Annotated in this window: 16 protein-coding genes; 3 read left to right on the plus strand and 13 right to left on the minus strand. The window is 69.6% G+C overall.

Going from position 1 to position 13,573, the window contains the following annotated elements; all coding sequences use genetic code 11:
* Positions 1-33: 33 nt before the first annotated feature.
* Positions 34-1,071, minus strand: coding sequence for a CAF17-like 4Fe-4S cluster assembly/insertion protein YgfZ (ygfZ, locus tag GNX95_RS35030; RefSeq protein ID WP_222854145.1), 1,038 nt, complete (start codon positions 1,069-1,071; stop codon positions 34-36).
* Between the two features lie 33 nt (positions 1,072-1,104).
* A complete protein-coding gene (locus tag GNX95_RS35035) occupies positions 1,105-1,533 on the minus strand; it encodes a Fur family transcriptional regulator (protein WP_163511911.1) in 429 nt (142 codons plus the stop codon).
* A gap of 61 nt (positions 1,534-1,594) precedes the next feature.
* Between GNX95_RS35035 and GNX95_RS35040 the strand changes: the two genes are divergently transcribed.
* A complete protein-coding gene (locus GNX95_RS35040; protein ID WP_163511912.1) occupies positions 1,595-2,470 on the plus strand; it encodes an aminotransferase class IV in 876 nt (291 codons plus the stop codon).
* Positions 2,471-2,729: 259 nt separating this feature from the next.
* Here GNX95_RS35040 and GNX95_RS35045 read toward each other — a convergent pair whose 3' ends face one another.
* The 3 genes from GNX95_RS35045 to GNX95_RS35055 form a co-directional block, all read right to left on the minus strand.
* A complete protein-coding gene (locus GNX95_RS35045) occupies positions 2,730-3,410 on the minus strand; it encodes an enoyl-CoA hydratase-related protein (RefSeq protein ID WP_163511913.1) in 681 nt (226 codons plus the stop codon).
* A gap of 115 nt (positions 3,411-3,525) precedes the next feature.
* The gene (locus GNX95_RS35050; protein ID WP_163511914.1) at positions 3,526-4,059 is read right to left on the minus strand and encodes a heme-binding beta-barrel domain-containing protein; all 534 of its coding nucleotides are present in this window, start codon (positions 4,057-4,059) and stop codon (positions 3,526-3,528) included.
* A gap of 115 nt (positions 4,060-4,174) precedes the next feature.
* Entirely contained in the window at positions 4,175-4,999 is an 825-nt protein-coding gene (locus GNX95_RS35055) for a LysR family transcriptional regulator (protein WP_163511915.1), read from the minus strand.
* 69 nt (positions 5,000-5,068) lie between these two features.
* Here GNX95_RS35055 and GNX95_RS35060 point away from each other — a divergent pair, with 69 nt between their 5' ends.
* On the plus strand, positions 5,069-5,740 hold the full coding sequence (locus tag GNX95_RS35060) for an SDR family NAD(P)-dependent oxidoreductase (protein ID WP_163511916.1): 672 nt from the start codon (positions 5,069-5,071) through the stop codon (positions 5,738-5,740).
* Positions 5,741-5,798: 58 nt separating this feature from the next.
* Here GNX95_RS35060 and GNX95_RS35065 read toward each other — a convergent pair whose 3' ends face one another.
* The 8 genes from GNX95_RS35065 to GNX95_RS35100 all read right to left on the minus strand — a co-directional run bounded on the left by GNX95_RS35065 (position 5,799) and on the right by GNX95_RS35100 (position 12,571).
* The gene (locus GNX95_RS35065) at positions 5,799-6,116 is read right to left on the minus strand and encodes a DUF1416 domain-containing protein (RefSeq protein ID WP_163511917.1); all 318 of its coding nucleotides are present in this window, start codon (positions 6,114-6,116) and stop codon (positions 5,799-5,801) included.
* Positions 6,113-6,958: a sulfurtransferase gene (locus GNX95_RS35070; RefSeq protein ID WP_163511918.1), complete on the minus strand. Its 846-nt coding sequence runs from the start codon at positions 6,956-6,958 to the stop codon at positions 6,113-6,115. Before GNX95_RS35070 ends, GNX95_RS35065 begins: the two co-directional genes overlap by 4 nt.
* Complete coding sequence (locus tag GNX95_RS35075; RefSeq protein ID WP_163511919.1) at positions 6,955-7,422, minus strand: DUF4395 domain-containing protein; 468 nt, start codon at positions 7,420-7,422, stop codon at positions 6,955-6,957. The genes GNX95_RS35070 and GNX95_RS35075 overlap by 4 nt, the downstream gene beginning before the upstream one ends.
* Before the next feature lie 235 nt (positions 7,423-7,657).
* On the minus strand, positions 7,658-8,134 hold the full coding sequence (locus tag GNX95_RS35080) for a thioredoxin family protein (RefSeq protein WP_163511920.1): 477 nt from the start codon (positions 8,132-8,134) through the stop codon (positions 7,658-7,660).
* 242 nt (positions 8,135-8,376) lie between these two features.
* On the minus strand, positions 8,377-9,789 hold the full coding sequence (locus tag GNX95_RS35085; RefSeq protein ID WP_163511921.1) for a hypothetical protein: 1,413 nt from the start codon (positions 9,787-9,789) through the stop codon (positions 8,377-8,379).
* On the minus strand, positions 9,786-10,391 hold the full coding sequence (locus tag GNX95_RS35090) for a hypothetical protein (RefSeq protein WP_163511922.1): 606 nt from the start codon (positions 10,389-10,391) through the stop codon (positions 9,786-9,788). The genes GNX95_RS35085 and GNX95_RS35090 overlap by 4 nt, the downstream gene beginning before the upstream one ends.
* Positions 10,392-10,448: 57 nt before the next feature.
* A complete protein-coding gene (locus tag GNX95_RS35095; RefSeq protein WP_163511923.1) occupies positions 10,449-11,147 on the minus strand; it encodes an LmeA family phospholipid-binding protein in 699 nt (232 codons plus the stop codon).
* 77 nt (positions 11,148-11,224) lie between these two features.
* Positions 11,225-12,571, minus strand: a complete 1,347-nt coding sequence (locus tag GNX95_RS35100; protein WP_163511924.1) for a DUF3824 domain-containing protein — start codon at positions 12,569-12,571, stop codon at positions 11,225-11,227.
* A gap of 276 nt (positions 12,572-12,847) precedes the next feature.
* Between GNX95_RS35100 and GNX95_RS35105 the strand changes: the two genes are divergently transcribed.
* Entirely contained in the window at positions 12,848-13,558 is a 711-nt protein-coding gene (locus GNX95_RS35105; protein WP_163511925.1) for a winged helix-turn-helix transcriptional regulator, read from the plus strand.
* Positions 13,559-13,573: the final 15 nt, after the last annotated feature.

Genomic DNA, 13,573 nt, shown 5'->3' on the forward strand with positions numbered 1-13,573 from the left:
GGTGACCTTTTGACGGTCGTACGCCCGAAAACGTCACCCTCGCGAGGGGCCGACGCGCAGGCCGCGCGGACGTTCGACGCGCGGCCTGTCCTCCTCCGGGACGCTGTCGGGGTCGATGGCGGCGGCGCGCTCGCCGATCGTCAGCTGAGCGTCGACCGGCGTGTTCCGGCGGACCAGCGCCAACGCGATCTGGCCGAGCTCGACGTGCCGCGCGGCCGTACCGACGAAACCGACCTGCCGGTCCCCCAGCGTCACCGGGTCGCCGGCCGCCGGCAGCTCCTCGTCCATGCCGTCCAGATGCAGCAGCACCAGCCGGCGCGGCGGCTTGCCGAGGTTGTGCACCCGCGCGACGGTCTCCTGGCCGCGATAGCAACCCTTGTCCAGGTGTACGGCGGAGGGCACCCAGCCCGGCTCCTGGACGATCGTGCGGTGGTCGGTCTCCAGGCCGAGCCGCGGCCGCCGCTCGGCCACCCGCAGCGCCTCGTACGCCCAGATGCCGGCCACCGGCAGGCCGAGTTTTCCCACCGTGGCGGCGATTTTCTCGCGCGGCACCAGCAGATCGGCGGCCGTCTGGGACGTACGCCGGACCCAGCCGTCGTCGTACGCGGCGGCGTCGTCCGGCACGAAGTCCGGCAGCTTGGCGCCGACGATCGTCAGGATGGCCCACGTTTCGGTGACGTCGCTGGGATCCACCCGCAGCATGAAACGCATCGAGTCCAGGTACGCGGTCAGCGCGGCGGCCGTGCCGGGCTCCACGTCCAGCCACGTCGTCGAGCCGTCGTCGAGGACCCCCAGGTGGTGCTCGACGTGGCCGTGCGGCGACAAGACGAGCGCCTCGGTGCCGTGCCACGGCGCCAGCCTCTCCAGGTGCTGCGTGGTCAGGCTGTGCAGCCAGGTCAGCCGGTCGGCACCCGGCACGGCGATCACGCCGCGATGCGAGCGGTCGACGATGCCGGCGCGTTCGAGCAGGACGCGTTGCTCGCGATATGGATCGCCGTAGTGCGCCGCGACACCGGCGTCGACACCTTCGGCCGCGACGGCTCCAGGCAGGTCCAGCAGTGCTGAGGTCACGACCCCAACCGTACCCGCGAAAACCCGCCGCGATCAGGCCCGGCCGCGGCAGTCACCGCACTGGCCGAACAACGCCAGATGTTCCACGTCCAGGTCGAAACCGCGCTCCTCGCGCAGCTTGCCGGCCAGCTCCTGGACCGTCTCGACCGGCAGCTCGGTGACCGTCTCGCAGTCGCGGCAGACGAAGTGCAGGTGCGGATGGACGCCGGCGGCATGGTACGTCGGAGCGCCGTGCGACAGGTGCGTGTGCGTCACCAGGCCGAGCTCGGACAGCAGGTCGAGCGTGCGGTAGATCGTGGTGATGTTGACACCGGCGGCCTTGCCGGCCACCTCGGCGTGGATCTGCTCCGGGGTCGCGTGGTCGAGCTCGCGCACCGCGTCCAGCACCAGCTGCCGTTGCGCCGTCATCCGCAGGCCGCGCTCGCGCAGAGCCCCAACCAGCGCGGTGTCCGCTTTGGCCATGTCACTCATGGTACGCATGTCCAGTGGCCGGCAGGCGAAGGCTCCGACGTACGCTCACCTGATGCCACAGCCTCTTCTTCTGACACTGGACGGCGCCGGCAACGTACGGGCCGCCGACCGGACGGCTCCGCAGCTGAGGGCGGACGACCTTGGCGTGCTGCGCGGAGACGGCGTCTTCGAGACGATGCACGTACGCGACGGGGTCGTCATCGAGGCCGGCGCGCACCTGGACCGGATGGCGCGGTCCGGCGAGCTGATGGACCTCGCCATCCCGCGCCGGGCAGCGCTGGAAAACCTCGTCGCGGCCGCCGCGGAAGCCAGCAGGGAAGCCTGGCCGGCCGGTTGCGAAGGCGCGCTGCGGATCACTGTCACGCGCGGCGTCGACCACGGCGACGGGCCGACGGTTTTCGCGACCGTCGACCCGATCGGCGCGAAATCCCTGAAACTGCGCCGCGAGGGCGTACGCGTGCTGACCGCGACGACCGGTTTCGCGACCGACGTCAAGAGCCAGGCGCCGTGGCTGCTCGGCGGCGTGAAGTCGCTGTCGTACGCGACGAACATGGCGGCACTGCGCTGGGCCGAGGCCAACGGTGCCGACGACGTGCTGTGGACGTCGTCGGACGGCTATGCGCTGGAAGGTCCGACGTCGACGCTGGTGTGGCGCGACGGCGACACGCTTTGCAGCACTCCCAACGAAACCGGCATCCTGGCCGGCACGTCGGTGCGGCACCTGTTCGCCGTGGCCGGGGAGCTCGGCTTCGCGACGCGCCGCTCGCTGATCACGCCGAAGGAGCTGGTCGACGGCGACGGCGCCTGGCTGGTGTCGAGTGTACGAGGCGTGGCCGGCATCCGGACGCTGGACGGCGCGGCTCTGCCGTACGACGAAACGCTGACCGCGCGGCTCGGCACCGCCATCGGTTTTCCGTCGTCCGCCTGACGAAAAAACTCCTTGCCGGCCGCGCCGCGGCGACGTAGGTTTGCGGTACACGGGAAAGGAGGTGGTCCAATCTTGTATAAGTATCGGACTCGTGAGGTGGCTGTCCGCTAGCCGCCGTCCGAAGCAGGATCGGATGACCGACCGCTGATGACGGCGGCCGGCAATATCGGACAGTCACCGGACCCCCAGGCGCCGACCGTAGTCCAGTCGGCCCGCCTCGCGGACACGCCCGTGTCGCGGCGGAAGTGCCTGGGGGTTTCTACTTGTTTCCAGGAAACTCCACGTTTTTCTCGCGTAGGGTCGCGAGCGTCGGGCCGTACATCTGCGCCTTGATCGCGCCGAGCGTCGGACCCGCCTTGGCCGCCAGTGGCCGCGCCAGCTCCAGCGCCTTCGCCAGCACCTCGCCTTCGCCGGCCACCTCGTCGACGATGCCGGCCGCCAGCGCGTCGGTGCCGCCGTACCGCCGGCCGGTGGTCATCGCCCGGTGCGCGGTCTGTTTGGTCAGCCGGGCCTGGATCAGCGCGCTCATGCCCGGCGTGAACGGGATCTGGATGTCGACCTCCGGCAGGCAGAGGAAACCGCGGTCGGCGCGCATCACGCGGAAGTCGTGCGCCAACGCGATCATCGCTCCGGCTGCGAAGGTGTGACCTTGCAGAGCGGCGACGGTCGGCACCGGAAACTCCAGCAGGCGCGCGAAAAGTCCGTGTACGCGGCCGAGATGGTCGGCAATCCGGTCGAAGTTGGCGCCGATCCAGTCCAGATCCAGGCCGTTGGAGTAAAACTTGCCGGTCGCGGTCGTCACCAGCGCCTTCGGGCCGTCGGCCTTCTCGACCTCGTCGAGCGCCTCGTCGACGGCCACCAGCCAGTCGGGATGAAACCTGTTCTCGCCGTCCCCCAGGTTGAGGACGAAGACCTCACCGTCGCGCTCCAGCCGTGGCACCGCGGGCCCCTCTCGCCGTCTCGACGCCACGTTACCAGCCAGTAACTTCTACCGCCATTTTTCGGAACGCCCCTTTCTGTGCAGTAGATGCGCGGAAAGGGCGGTCCGCCAAGTGCTAGAGGCGGACCAGGCGGCCGGACATGTACGGCCGGAGCTGCTCGCCGTCGGCGGCCTGGTCGACGGCATAGAGCAGGTCGCCTTCGACGATGCCGTAGAGCCGGTGCTCGCCGGTGACCTGCTTGGCCGAGGCGCTGCGCAGGACCGCGTCGGACGACATCTCGAACCGCGTGCCCTGCACCTCGCCCACCAGCAGAGCGCTGTAGCCCTCCTGGTCGACCAGCAGCAGCTCGACCTCGTCCTTCTGCAGCGGCCGCCACCAGCCGAACTCGCGGTTGTACGGCCGCAGCGGATGACCGTCCGAGTCGATGATCCAGGTCCGCGACTCGTACGCGAGCACCGGCCGGCCGTCGTGGCTGAACCGCACCTCCTGCGCGAAGTCGAAGTCCTCGATGCCGGTGTAGCCACCCTTGCCAGTGCCGCGCCAACGGCCGACCAGCGGCAGCAGCGGCAACAGGTCGGCGTGCAGGTCAGGGCCGCTGCGCAGGTCGTCGGTCTCCTCGTACGGATAACCCGGATCCGGCGCGCTCACTTGGACTCACCCTTGTAGAGCTTCTGCGCCGCGAACAGCGCGAACCATCCGACCGCGAGGCACGCGGCCACCAGCACCAGCATGAACACCGTCTCCAACACGCCAGCAACCCTACTCAATCGCCCCCGCCCGACCGCTCACCGCGCGCCGCGTCGGCGATTTCGGTCGCCACGCGTACGAAGGCGGCCAGTGCCGGTGAGCGGCTGCCCTCCGGCCAGGCGAGCAGCACGCGGGCCGGCTCGGCGTCCGGCACCGGGATGCCGACGAGGTCGTCGCGCAGGCGATGGCCGGCCGTCTCCGGCAGCAACGCGACGGCCCGGCCGAGTGCGACGACCTGCAGCAGGTGGCTGGCTTCGGTGAACTCGACCTGATCTCTCGGCCAGTATGTCTCGCCGCTCAGGTCGGCCATGCAGACCGAGGTCCGGCTGGCCAGGCGGTGCGTCCTCGGCACGACGAGGACGCGTCCTTCCCGCCGGAACTCGATCGTGTCGAGGCCGGACAGATCGGCCTGGTCGTGAACGAAAAGCAGGTCGGCGCGGCCGTCACGTACGAGCTCGGTCTGCTCCCCCATCCCGTAGATGACGACCTCCACCGGCAGTGTGTCGTACGCGGCCAGGATTTCCGGCAACAGGCCGCCGTCGAGGCTCGGTTTCATTGCCACCACGAGCTTTTCCGGCCGCGAGCCGGCTCGCCGCGTGCGGGTCGTGGCGGCCGAGACCGCGTCGAGGATGTGCTTGGCGTCGGCGAGCAACACCTGGCCGGCGCCGGTCAACGTGACCCGCTGAGGCGTACGCGCGAGCAGCTCGACGCCGATTTTCCGTTCCAGCTGCCGGATCGCCCGCGACAGCGGCGGCTGCGCGATGCCGAGGCGCCGAGCCGCGCGCCCGAAATGCAGCTCCTCGGCGACGGCCACGAAATAGCGGAGCTCGCGGATCTCCATACCGATACGGTATCGGCCCTGACCCGATCGGTGTTGGCGCTCGCTACGGTGGCGGGCCAGCCTGGGGCCATGATCGCACTCGTCACCGGCGCCAGCCGCGGCATCGGCCGCGAGGTCGCCGCGCAACTCACCGCGCTCGGCCACATTGTCGTTGCCACCGACCGAAAACAACTCGACGTCACTGACCCGGCGAGCATCGCGGCGACCGCGGCGGAGGTCGACCGCGGGTATGGCCGGCTCGACGTGCTGGTCAACAATGCCGGAATTTCCGGCGGTCCCGACGACCGGCCGCATTCGACGGACCTCGACCGCGTACGGGAGATCTTCGAGACCAACCTTTTCGGCGTCATGGCGGTAACGAACGCGATGCTGCCGCTGCTGCGAAAGTCCGAACACGGCCGGATCGTGAATGTCTCAAGTGGCACCGGATCGCTGGCCTGGATGACCGACCCGGCACATTATTTCGCGGCCGTTCCCGCCTCCGCCGCTTACCCGGTGTCCAAAACGGCGCTGAACATGCTGACCGTGCAGTATGCGAAGGACCTGCCGGGGATTCTGGTCAACGCGGCGGCGCCCGGTGCCTGCGACACCGACTTCACCAAGGCTTTTCAGGAAAGGACCGGCCGGGTGATCACGCGTACGGCCGCCGACGGCGCGGCGATCGTCGTCAAGCTCGCCACGCTGGACGACGACGGCCCGACCGGCGGATTCTTCGACGACAACGGTCCGGTCCCCTGGTAGTTGGCCGCATGGCCACCATGCGTGCGTGGTGGCCATGCGGTCAGAAAGAGCGAGGGGATCAGGCTCCGACCGGCAGCGGCGTCTCGTTCAGGCCGACGGCCGCGGTGACGGTCGCCTCGCCGTTGCCGTCGCGGGACAGGGCTCGTACGGTCCACTCGCCCGGCGCGGCGAAGAAGCGGAACTCGCCGGCCGCGGAGGCCTGCACCTCGGCGGTGAACTCGCCGGTCGAGTCGAGCAGGCGCACGTACGCCTGGCCGACCGGCGCGCCGCCGGCGGTGACGACGCCCTGGATGACGGTCTCCTTGGCCAGGTCGATGCCGGCCAGCGACTGCCCCTGCGCCGGAGCGCCGCAGCCGTCCGACACCGGCGCGCTCATGCCTTGGTCCCGTCGCCGAGCTCGATCGGCACGCCGACCAGCGAGCCGTACTCGGTCCACGAGCCGTCGTAGTTCTTCACCGACTCGTCGCCGAGCAGCTCATGCAGCACGAACCAGGTGTGGCTGGACCGCTCGCCGATCCGGCAGTACGCGATGGTCTGCTTGGAGTCGTCCAGGCCGGCCTCGGCGTAGAGCTTCTTCAGCTCCTCGTCGGAGCGGAAGGTGCCGTCCTCGTTGGCCGCCTTGCTCCACGGCACGTTGATCGCGCCGGGGATGTGGCCGGCCCGCTGCGCGACCTCCTGCGGCAGGTGCGCCGGCGCGAGCAGCTTGCCGGAGAACTCGTCCGGCGAGCGCACGTCGACCAGGTTCTTGGTGCCGATCGCGTCGACGACCTCGTCGCGGAACGCCCGGATCGCGGTGTTGGGCTCCTTGGCCTGGTACGTGGTCGGCTTGCGCTCGACGGTGTCCTTGGACAGCTCGCGGCCGTCCAGCTCCCACTTCTTGCGGCCGCCGTCCAGCAGCTTCACGTTCTCGTGGCCGTACAGCTTGAAATACCAGTACGCGTAGGCGGCGAACCAGTTGTTGTTGCCACCGTAGAGAACCACGGTGTCCGCATTGGACACTCCGCGCTCGGACAGCAGCTTCTCGAACTGTTCCTTGTTCACGAAGTCGCGGCGGACCGGGTCCTGCAGGTCGGTCTTCCAGTCCAGCTTGATCGCGCCGGCGATGTGGCCGCCGTCGTAAGCGGTGGTGTCCTCGTCGACCTCGACGAGTACGACTCCGTCGCTGGCGGCGTTCTGCTCCACCCACTCGGCGGAGACGAGTACGTCGTCACGACTCATGCTGTCACTCCCTTGTCTGTTGTGGACCGTTTCACGAAACGCTGGATGAGGAGATAGACCTGGCAGCCCAGGCAGTAACCGAACGCGGCGTTGAGAAATGCCGCGATCAAAGCGAAAGCGGTGGCGATGAGACCGACGATCCAGCCACCGGACAGATAACCGATGGTGCCGACCAGGGCAAAGGCGAAGCCGACGCCCTGCGCGAAGCGCGGTGGCGCCTCGGCTTCCAGCTCGGACGGCGGCCCCCACCGCTGGTTGACCGCCTTGCGCAGCACCGTACGGTAGAAAGCACCGTATGGCGCGAATTTCAGACCGGCGAATGCACCGATCGCGAAGATGATCGCCTGCACCGCGAGCAGCCAGCCCGCGCCGGTGACCAGCACGACGGCCAGGACGACGGCGGTGATCCAGGCGGCGAACCGGGGTCCGCGCGGATCGATGCCTTTGGCGATGGGTTCGGACATGGCTAACACTCCTGACAGCCGAATGAGGGCGAGTGCGAGGAGAGCGTTGGCCGTACGCCAGCGAAGAAAGGGACCTACGGACGCAACGCCGTCAGCGGCCCGGACACAGGCAGGTCGACACGTGGCAGTTGTCGACGGCACGGCGACGCGTCAGCACCGGAAGCAGTGCCGCGGAGAGTCGGGTCGCCTTATCCATAGTGGCGTTTAGCGTACCAGCAAAACCGGCCATCGTGGACTACGGAATACGCTGCGTGATCACCGGCGACGAGCCGCTGGTGGCCGCGCCGATCGCGGCGATGACCTGGTCTTTTCGCGGTACGCCGACGGCCCTGCCGACCTCCTGGCCGGCCGCGCCGAGCAGCACCGTCGTCGGTGTGCTGAGCACGTTGAGGGCGCGTACCAGGTCGAGATGGTCGGCCACGTCGACCTCGACATGACGCACCCGCGGCTCGCTTTCCGCGACATGCGTGAGCAGGTTTTTCGTTGTGCGGCAAGGCGCGCAGAACGTCGACGACAGCTGCAGCAGCGTCAGGTCGACATCGTCGGCGGGGTCGGCGCCGGCCTTCTCCAGCAACGCGCGGTCGGCGGCGAGCGGCTGGTCCGGCGTCTGCTCCTTGGGCCGTACGCGGCCCTGCCGCCAGCGCCAGAGCGCGCCGGCCACCGTCGCGGTCACCAGGACCACGACGAGCGTGATGGCTCCAACGAGGCTCATGACGATCTCCAACAGCAGGCTGGCGCCCATGCTTCCCGCGCCGCCGGCAAACGTACTGCCTCTTGTGACGAAAGTCTCGGCTAGTGTCCCGGGTCGGAAATTCGTTGCTTAGCTCGGGGATCCAGGCGGTGACTGAGTGTGCCGGAAAAGCGTCCTCATACCGGGCGTATTCGGGCGCCTTTCCGGTGCGCTCAGTCGCCGTCTGGGCGCCGAGACAAGTGACGAATTTCTGACTCGGGACGCTAGCTCATCCGGTTGCGAGCCGGGAAGTCGGTGCGTACGCGCCCGGCCGGCTGCTCGGGGTTGGGACGGCGTCTCGTCGGTGCGACCTGCCGAGGCGTACGGTCGGCGCCGTTGTCACCAGGCAGCGACCGATAGCTGAGTGCCGCCGCCGGACGCGCGCCGATCGCCGGACGGACGCTGCGAGCCGGGAACGGCTCGGCGTTCGCCGCCTCGGCCGCCGGCTCCTGCCGTGGCGGCTCGGCCGGTGTCTCGACTGGCGCCTCAACCGGCAACTCGGCCTGTTGCGCGACCGCGCGCTCCAGCCGCTCGACCTTCTCCACCAGCATGCCGACCATCCGGTCGCGGTGGTCGATCGCCTCGTCGCGCTTGCTGACCGCGTCGGCCAGCCGGTTGATCACCGCGTCGCGCTCGTCCAGCCTGGCGAACAGCCGCTCGATCAACCGGTCGCGCTCGACCAACATGGTGATCATCTGCTCGCGGTGCTCGATCAGGTCGTCGCGCTTGCCGATCGCGTCGACCAGCTTGCCGATCACCGCGTCCCGCTCGGTCACCTGGTCGCGCGCGTACGCGGTGACCATCCGCACGGTCGCCGGGTCGTCCTGGACGGCCTGCTCGGAGTCGTCGTCGGCGACCGGTTCCGCATCGACGACGTCGTCCTCGACAACGTCGTCCTCGACAACGTCGTCCTCGACAACGTTCTCAACGACGACTGGCTCGACTTCGACCGGCTCCGGCTCGACCTCCTCCTCGGCCTCGACCACCGGCACGACGATCTTTTCCTGCGGCGGAGCCGAAGCCTCGACGGGTTGCGGCTCGGGATCCGGAGCGGAATGCCGGCCACGGCGACGCGGCGGCGGCGGTTTTTCCTCCTCCATCGGCTCGTCGCGAACGACGTTCTCCTCGACTGGCTTTTCCGGCATCGGCTCGGGTTCGGCGATCCCCGACGGCACCTCAGAGGGCATTTCTGGCGGCATTTCTGGCGGCATTTCTGGCATTGCCGGCGGCAACGGCAGCGGGATCGCCATGAGGTTCTCTTCGGCCGGCAGTTCGTCGACCGGTTCCTCGACCCCTCCGCGATCAGCGTTCGCAAAGGCGGTCACGCCCTCGGCGGACACCAGCGACGCGGCCAGGCCGTACAACGCCGACTGCTGGCTGCCGGCGATCGCCGGCCAGACGAGTACGGGGTTGGTCATCGCCGACACCAGGCCGAAATAGTCGGCGTGGCCGACCCGGCCACCGACCACCTCGGTGAAAAAGTGCGCCATGCCGTCGAACTTGAGCGTCGCCGGCAGCGTACGCGTGATCGCCTTCAGGTCGGCCGGTGAGGCGCCGAGCCGGCCGGCGACCCGCTGCCACATCAGCGGACCCGGTCGCGCGTGCAGACCGCGACGCGGTCCGATCAGGTAGGTCATCCGACCGGCTCCAGGAAGCCGCAGCGGGACGAGACGATCATCGGCACGGCCGCGGACAGCACGTGGCCGAGCTCCTCGGCGTTGAGCGGAGCGCCGGCCGGCAGCTCCTTCGCGTAACGCTGGACCTCGTCCCACATCGAGCCGGCGGTGAACGAGCCGCACCAGAACGAGTAGACGTCTGGCACGACCTCCAGCAGCACGTTGCCGTCCCGGCCGATCCGGAACACCTCAGGGCGGTCGCCGGAGTTTCCCATCCCCTGCGCGGTCGGATGCAGGTTGTAGGCCTGCAGCAGCCCCAGCGCCGACCGGCTGCTGGGCTCGAACTCGACGAGCAGGTTGTCGGTCAACATCCGCTCGACCATCTCGCCGGTCCGCGGCCCGACCAGCGGCTCGGCCAGCTCGACCAGCCGGCGGCGGGTGAACTGCAGCCGGGCGTGCGACTGTACGTCGACGTGCGCGGTCGACCACACCTGGTAGGCGTCTCGCGGAAGTCCAGCACTCTGACTACCGACAGTGACCTCGTAGAAATCGGGTTCCACGCCGCCGTTCGGGCCGAACCGGGGACCGTTGTCGAAACCCACCGGCACGATGATCGTGGCCACCTACACACTCCAGGGCTCTCACATGTGCTGGCGCCACGGTAACAGGAGTGCGGGACTTCAGGACCCCAGTCGGACTTGCCGGGCTCCGGCGGTGATGACCAGGTTCGACCCGACCAGCCGTACGGTCGACAGCGTCAGGCCGTATGGCAGCTTCGGCGACTTCACAAACCGGGCGAGCTGGCTGGACAACGCCGACGCGGCGCTGGATGGCAGCGGCACACCGGCGACGGTGAGCTGCGACAGCTTGATGGTCAGCTCGCCCTTGGTCACGCCGGGAGTGGCCAGGCCGCTGACCACACCGCTGAAGCCGGCGAAGCTGGCCGGCGCGTTGACCCGGATGTTGGAGCCTTCCGGCGTGAGCTTGATGCCGCGCGGCGCCAGCGGGTCGGCGATCCTGGCCAGCGGCAACACGGCGGTGGCGTCGACCCGGTCGGCGACCGCGGCCGACAGGTTCTGCCCGACCACCTCGCCCAGCGGCCAGCTGATGTCGGTGGCCCGTACGGTCAGCGTGCTCAGCTGGAGGCCCGAGATCGGCACGTCGACGATCCGCGCGTCCATGCCGTCGTACTTCCCGCCGAGCACCTGGGTCAGGAACGGAAAGCCTTCCAGCTCCACCGACTGCACGGTGCCGCCGTTCTGCGCGAGCGTGGAGGTCAGCTTGGTGCGCAACGTGTCGCGGGCCAGCGACGCGGTGCCGCGGTCGGCCGCGACCAGCGCGCCGACCAGCACGATCAGGAGCACCAGCAAGATGATCATCCACCGCCACCCGCGCCGTCGCCGCCGGCGGCTCACCGTGTCGGCGCCGCCCATGAGCCGGTCGAGAGATCCCTCGCTCAAAGAACCACCGCTCCATACGTCCAGGCGCCGAGCACCGTCATGGCGATCGCCAGGCACGGCCCGAGCATCGGCCGCACCGTCGAGTCGGCCAGGTTCTCGCCGGCCGCCAGCCGGCCGGCCACCGCGTACGACTGGCCGAGGTCGAGCAGCATGGTGACCAACCCCACGCCGACGCCGAGCAGGCCGGCGTAGACCGGCGCGATGTCGATCAGCTTCGCGGCCAGCGCACCGGCGACGCCACTGGCGACCGCACCGAGCGCGAGGCCGATGACGCCGCGCTGCACGCCGGGCGCGAGCGCCGGCTTTGGCAGCGCCACGTCGCTGAGGTGGCTGACCAGTGCCGCGCTGCCGGAGATCGCGACGAACGCGGCGAGTACGCCGGCGCCGTCGTTGCGTACCAACGGAATCGACGCGCCGAGCGCGACCATCGTGACGGTCAGCACCATCGTCGAGCCGAACGCCTCAGTGACCTGCGCGCGCTTACGCCCGCGGCCGAGCTGCACCAGGATCGTGGCGATCCAGGCGATCGCCACCACGCCGACCACCGCGGACAGGTCGGGACCGGCGCCGGAGTCCGGCATCACGTGATAGCCGAGGCTGCCGAGCGGTCCACCCTGCAGCAGCATGAACGTGTCGGCGACCAGCGTGGCGGCCAGCGACACACCGACCACGCCGAAGCGGTTGGCCGACTGCCGGCCGAAGACCCACACACCGGCCACCAGCAGCTGCGCGATCACCACGAGTCCGGCGTACGCGTAGACGTTGAGCAGGCCGCCACCAACGCCGATCGCGGCCGCGAGCACGCCACCGGTCAGCGCCAGCAGCAGCGAGCCGAGGCGAGGCGGCAGGCCGGACGGCCGCTCCTGCCGGCCCGGCTCGGGCGTGACGTCGAGCTCCGGCTCGTCCGGCGTGTACGCCGGCTGGGACTCGTCGTCATCGAGCGAGCGGTAGGGACTCTGCTCGTAGCCGACCGGCTGGTACGGCGGCGCGGCCTCGGCCGGAGCCGGCTCGGCCATAGCCGGCTCGGCCATAGCCGGCTCGGCCATAGCCGGCTCGGCCATAGCCGGCTCGGCCATAGCCGGCTCGGCCATAGCCGGCTCGGCCGGAGCCGACTCGTACGGAGCCGGCTCGTACGACGACTGGCCGTAGGCCGGCTGGCCGTACTCGGGCTGGCCGTAGTCGGCCGGTGACGGACCCCAACCGGGCGCGGCCTGGTAGCCCTGCGGCGGGTCCCATCCCGGCGTCGGTGGCGACACCGGCGGAGCCCCGGAGGCCACGTCCGTCCCACCGGCCGCCGGTGTGACCGGCGTGGCCGCTGGGGGGATCCCGGGGTCGGTAGTCATCACCTCTGATCGTGCCATGCCGGCGGCCGGCTCAACCCCCGAGACGGTGACGCCGACGCCGCAAACCGCCGCTTTCACGACATCCGTCCCAGGAAACCTCCACGCCGGCCAGGTGACCATGGGTTGCCGGATTGTCACCGATGTTCGGCGTGGGAAACGCCACTCCAGCTGCGACGTAAACCCTCGGTGACCAAGCTCTCGACACATCGGCTCCCCCGCTGGGCCCCGATCTCCGATATTCTGCATCGCTCAAGGAGTTCGTGGGGAGGTCCGGGGATGGACATTCTGGTCATGTCCGAGGACGCACCCGCCGCCGTCCTTCCGGCGCTCGACCTGCTCGGTCACACCACCAGGTCGGCACCGCGGGACGTACGGTCACTGCTGCACGCCACCAGCCCGGACGTGGTGATGGTGGACGCGCGCACGGACATCGCCGGCGCTCGCGCCACCTGCCGCGTGCTGCGCGCCACCGGCCTGAACGTGCCGCTGCTGGCGGTGCTCACCGAGGGCGGCCTGGTCGCGCTGACCGCGGAGTGGGGCATCGACGACCTGATCCTGGCCACCGCCGGTCCGGCCGAGGTGGAGGCCCGGCTGCGGCTGGTCACCGGCCGGCAGGCCGAGGACACCACCGGCGACAAGGTCGGCGTGATCCGCGCCGGCGATCTGGTGATCGACACCGCGACGTACGGCGCCAAGATCAAGGGCCGGCCGCTGGACCTGACGTACAAGGAGTTCGAGCTGCTGCGCTTCCTCGCCCAGCATCCCGGCCGCGTGTTCACCCGCGACCAGCTGCTGCGTGAGGTGTGGGGTTATGACTACTTCGGTGGCACGCGCACGGTCGACGTACACGTGCGGCGGCTGCGCGCGAAGCTCGGCGCCGAGTACGAGTCGATGATCGGCACCGTGCGGCAGGTCGGCTACAAGTTCGTCGGTCCGTCGGCGCGTGCGTTGCCGGAGGAAGCACCATCCACGGTCCCCGTACGTTAGGAATGCCGGCGCTTG

This window comes from Fodinicola acaciae (assembly GCF_010993745.1).
Lineage (GTDB): Bacteria > Actinomycetota > Actinomycetes > Mycobacteriales > HKI-0501 > Fodinicola > Fodinicola acaciae.

What these genes read in the sequence shown, in the direction of transcription:
- GNX95_RS35100 (WP_163511924.1), bottom strand. Translation starts at nt 12,571, where the DNA reads ATGACTACCGACCCCGGGATCCCCCCAGCGGCCACGCCGGTCACACCG.
- GNX95_RS35055 (WP_163511915.1), bottom strand. Translation starts at nt 4,999, where the DNA reads ATGGAGATCCGCGAGCTCCGCTATTTCGTGGCCGTCGCCGAGGAGCTG.
- GNX95_RS35065 (WP_163511917.1), bottom strand. Translation starts at nt 6,116, where the DNA reads ATGAGCGCGCCGGTGTCGGACGGCTGCGGCGCTCCGGCGCAGGGGCAG.
- GNX95_RS35075 (WP_163511919.1), bottom strand. Translation starts at nt 7,422, where the DNA reads ATGTCCGAACCCATCGCCAAAGGCATCGATCCGCGCGGACCCCGGTTC.
- GNX95_RS35060 (WP_163511916.1), top strand. Translation starts at nt 5,069, where the DNA reads ATGATCGCACTCGTCACCGGCGCCAGCCGCGGCATCGGCCGCGAGGTC.
- GNX95_RS35040 (WP_163511912.1), top strand. Translation starts at nt 1,595, where the DNA reads ATGCCACAGCCTCTTCTTCTGACACTGGACGGCGCCGGCAACGTACGG.
- GNX95_RS35085 (WP_163511921.1), bottom strand. Translation starts at nt 9,789, where the DNA reads ATGACCTACCTGATCGGACCGCGTCGCGGTCTGCACGCGCGACCGGGT.
- GNX95_RS35035 (WP_163511911.1), bottom strand. Translation starts at nt 1,533, where the DNA reads ATGGCCAAAGCGGACACCGCGCTGGTTGGGGCTCTGCGCGAGCGCGGC.
- GNX95_RS35070 (WP_163511918.1), bottom strand. Translation starts at nt 6,958, where the DNA reads ATGAGTCGTGACGACGTACTCGTCTCCGCCGAGTGGGTGGAGCAGAAC.
- GNX95_RS35095 (WP_163511923.1), bottom strand. Translation starts at nt 11,147, where the DNA reads ATGATCATCTTGCTGGTGCTCCTGATCGTGCTGGTCGGCGCGCTGGTC.
- GNX95_RS35080 (WP_163511920.1), bottom strand. Translation starts at nt 8,134, where the DNA reads ATGAGCCTCGTTGGAGCCATCACGCTCGTCGTGGTCCTGGTGACCGCG.
- GNX95_RS35105 (WP_163511925.1), top strand. Translation starts at nt 12,848, where the DNA reads ATGGACATTCTGGTCATGTCCGAGGACGCACCCGCCGCCGTCCTTCCG.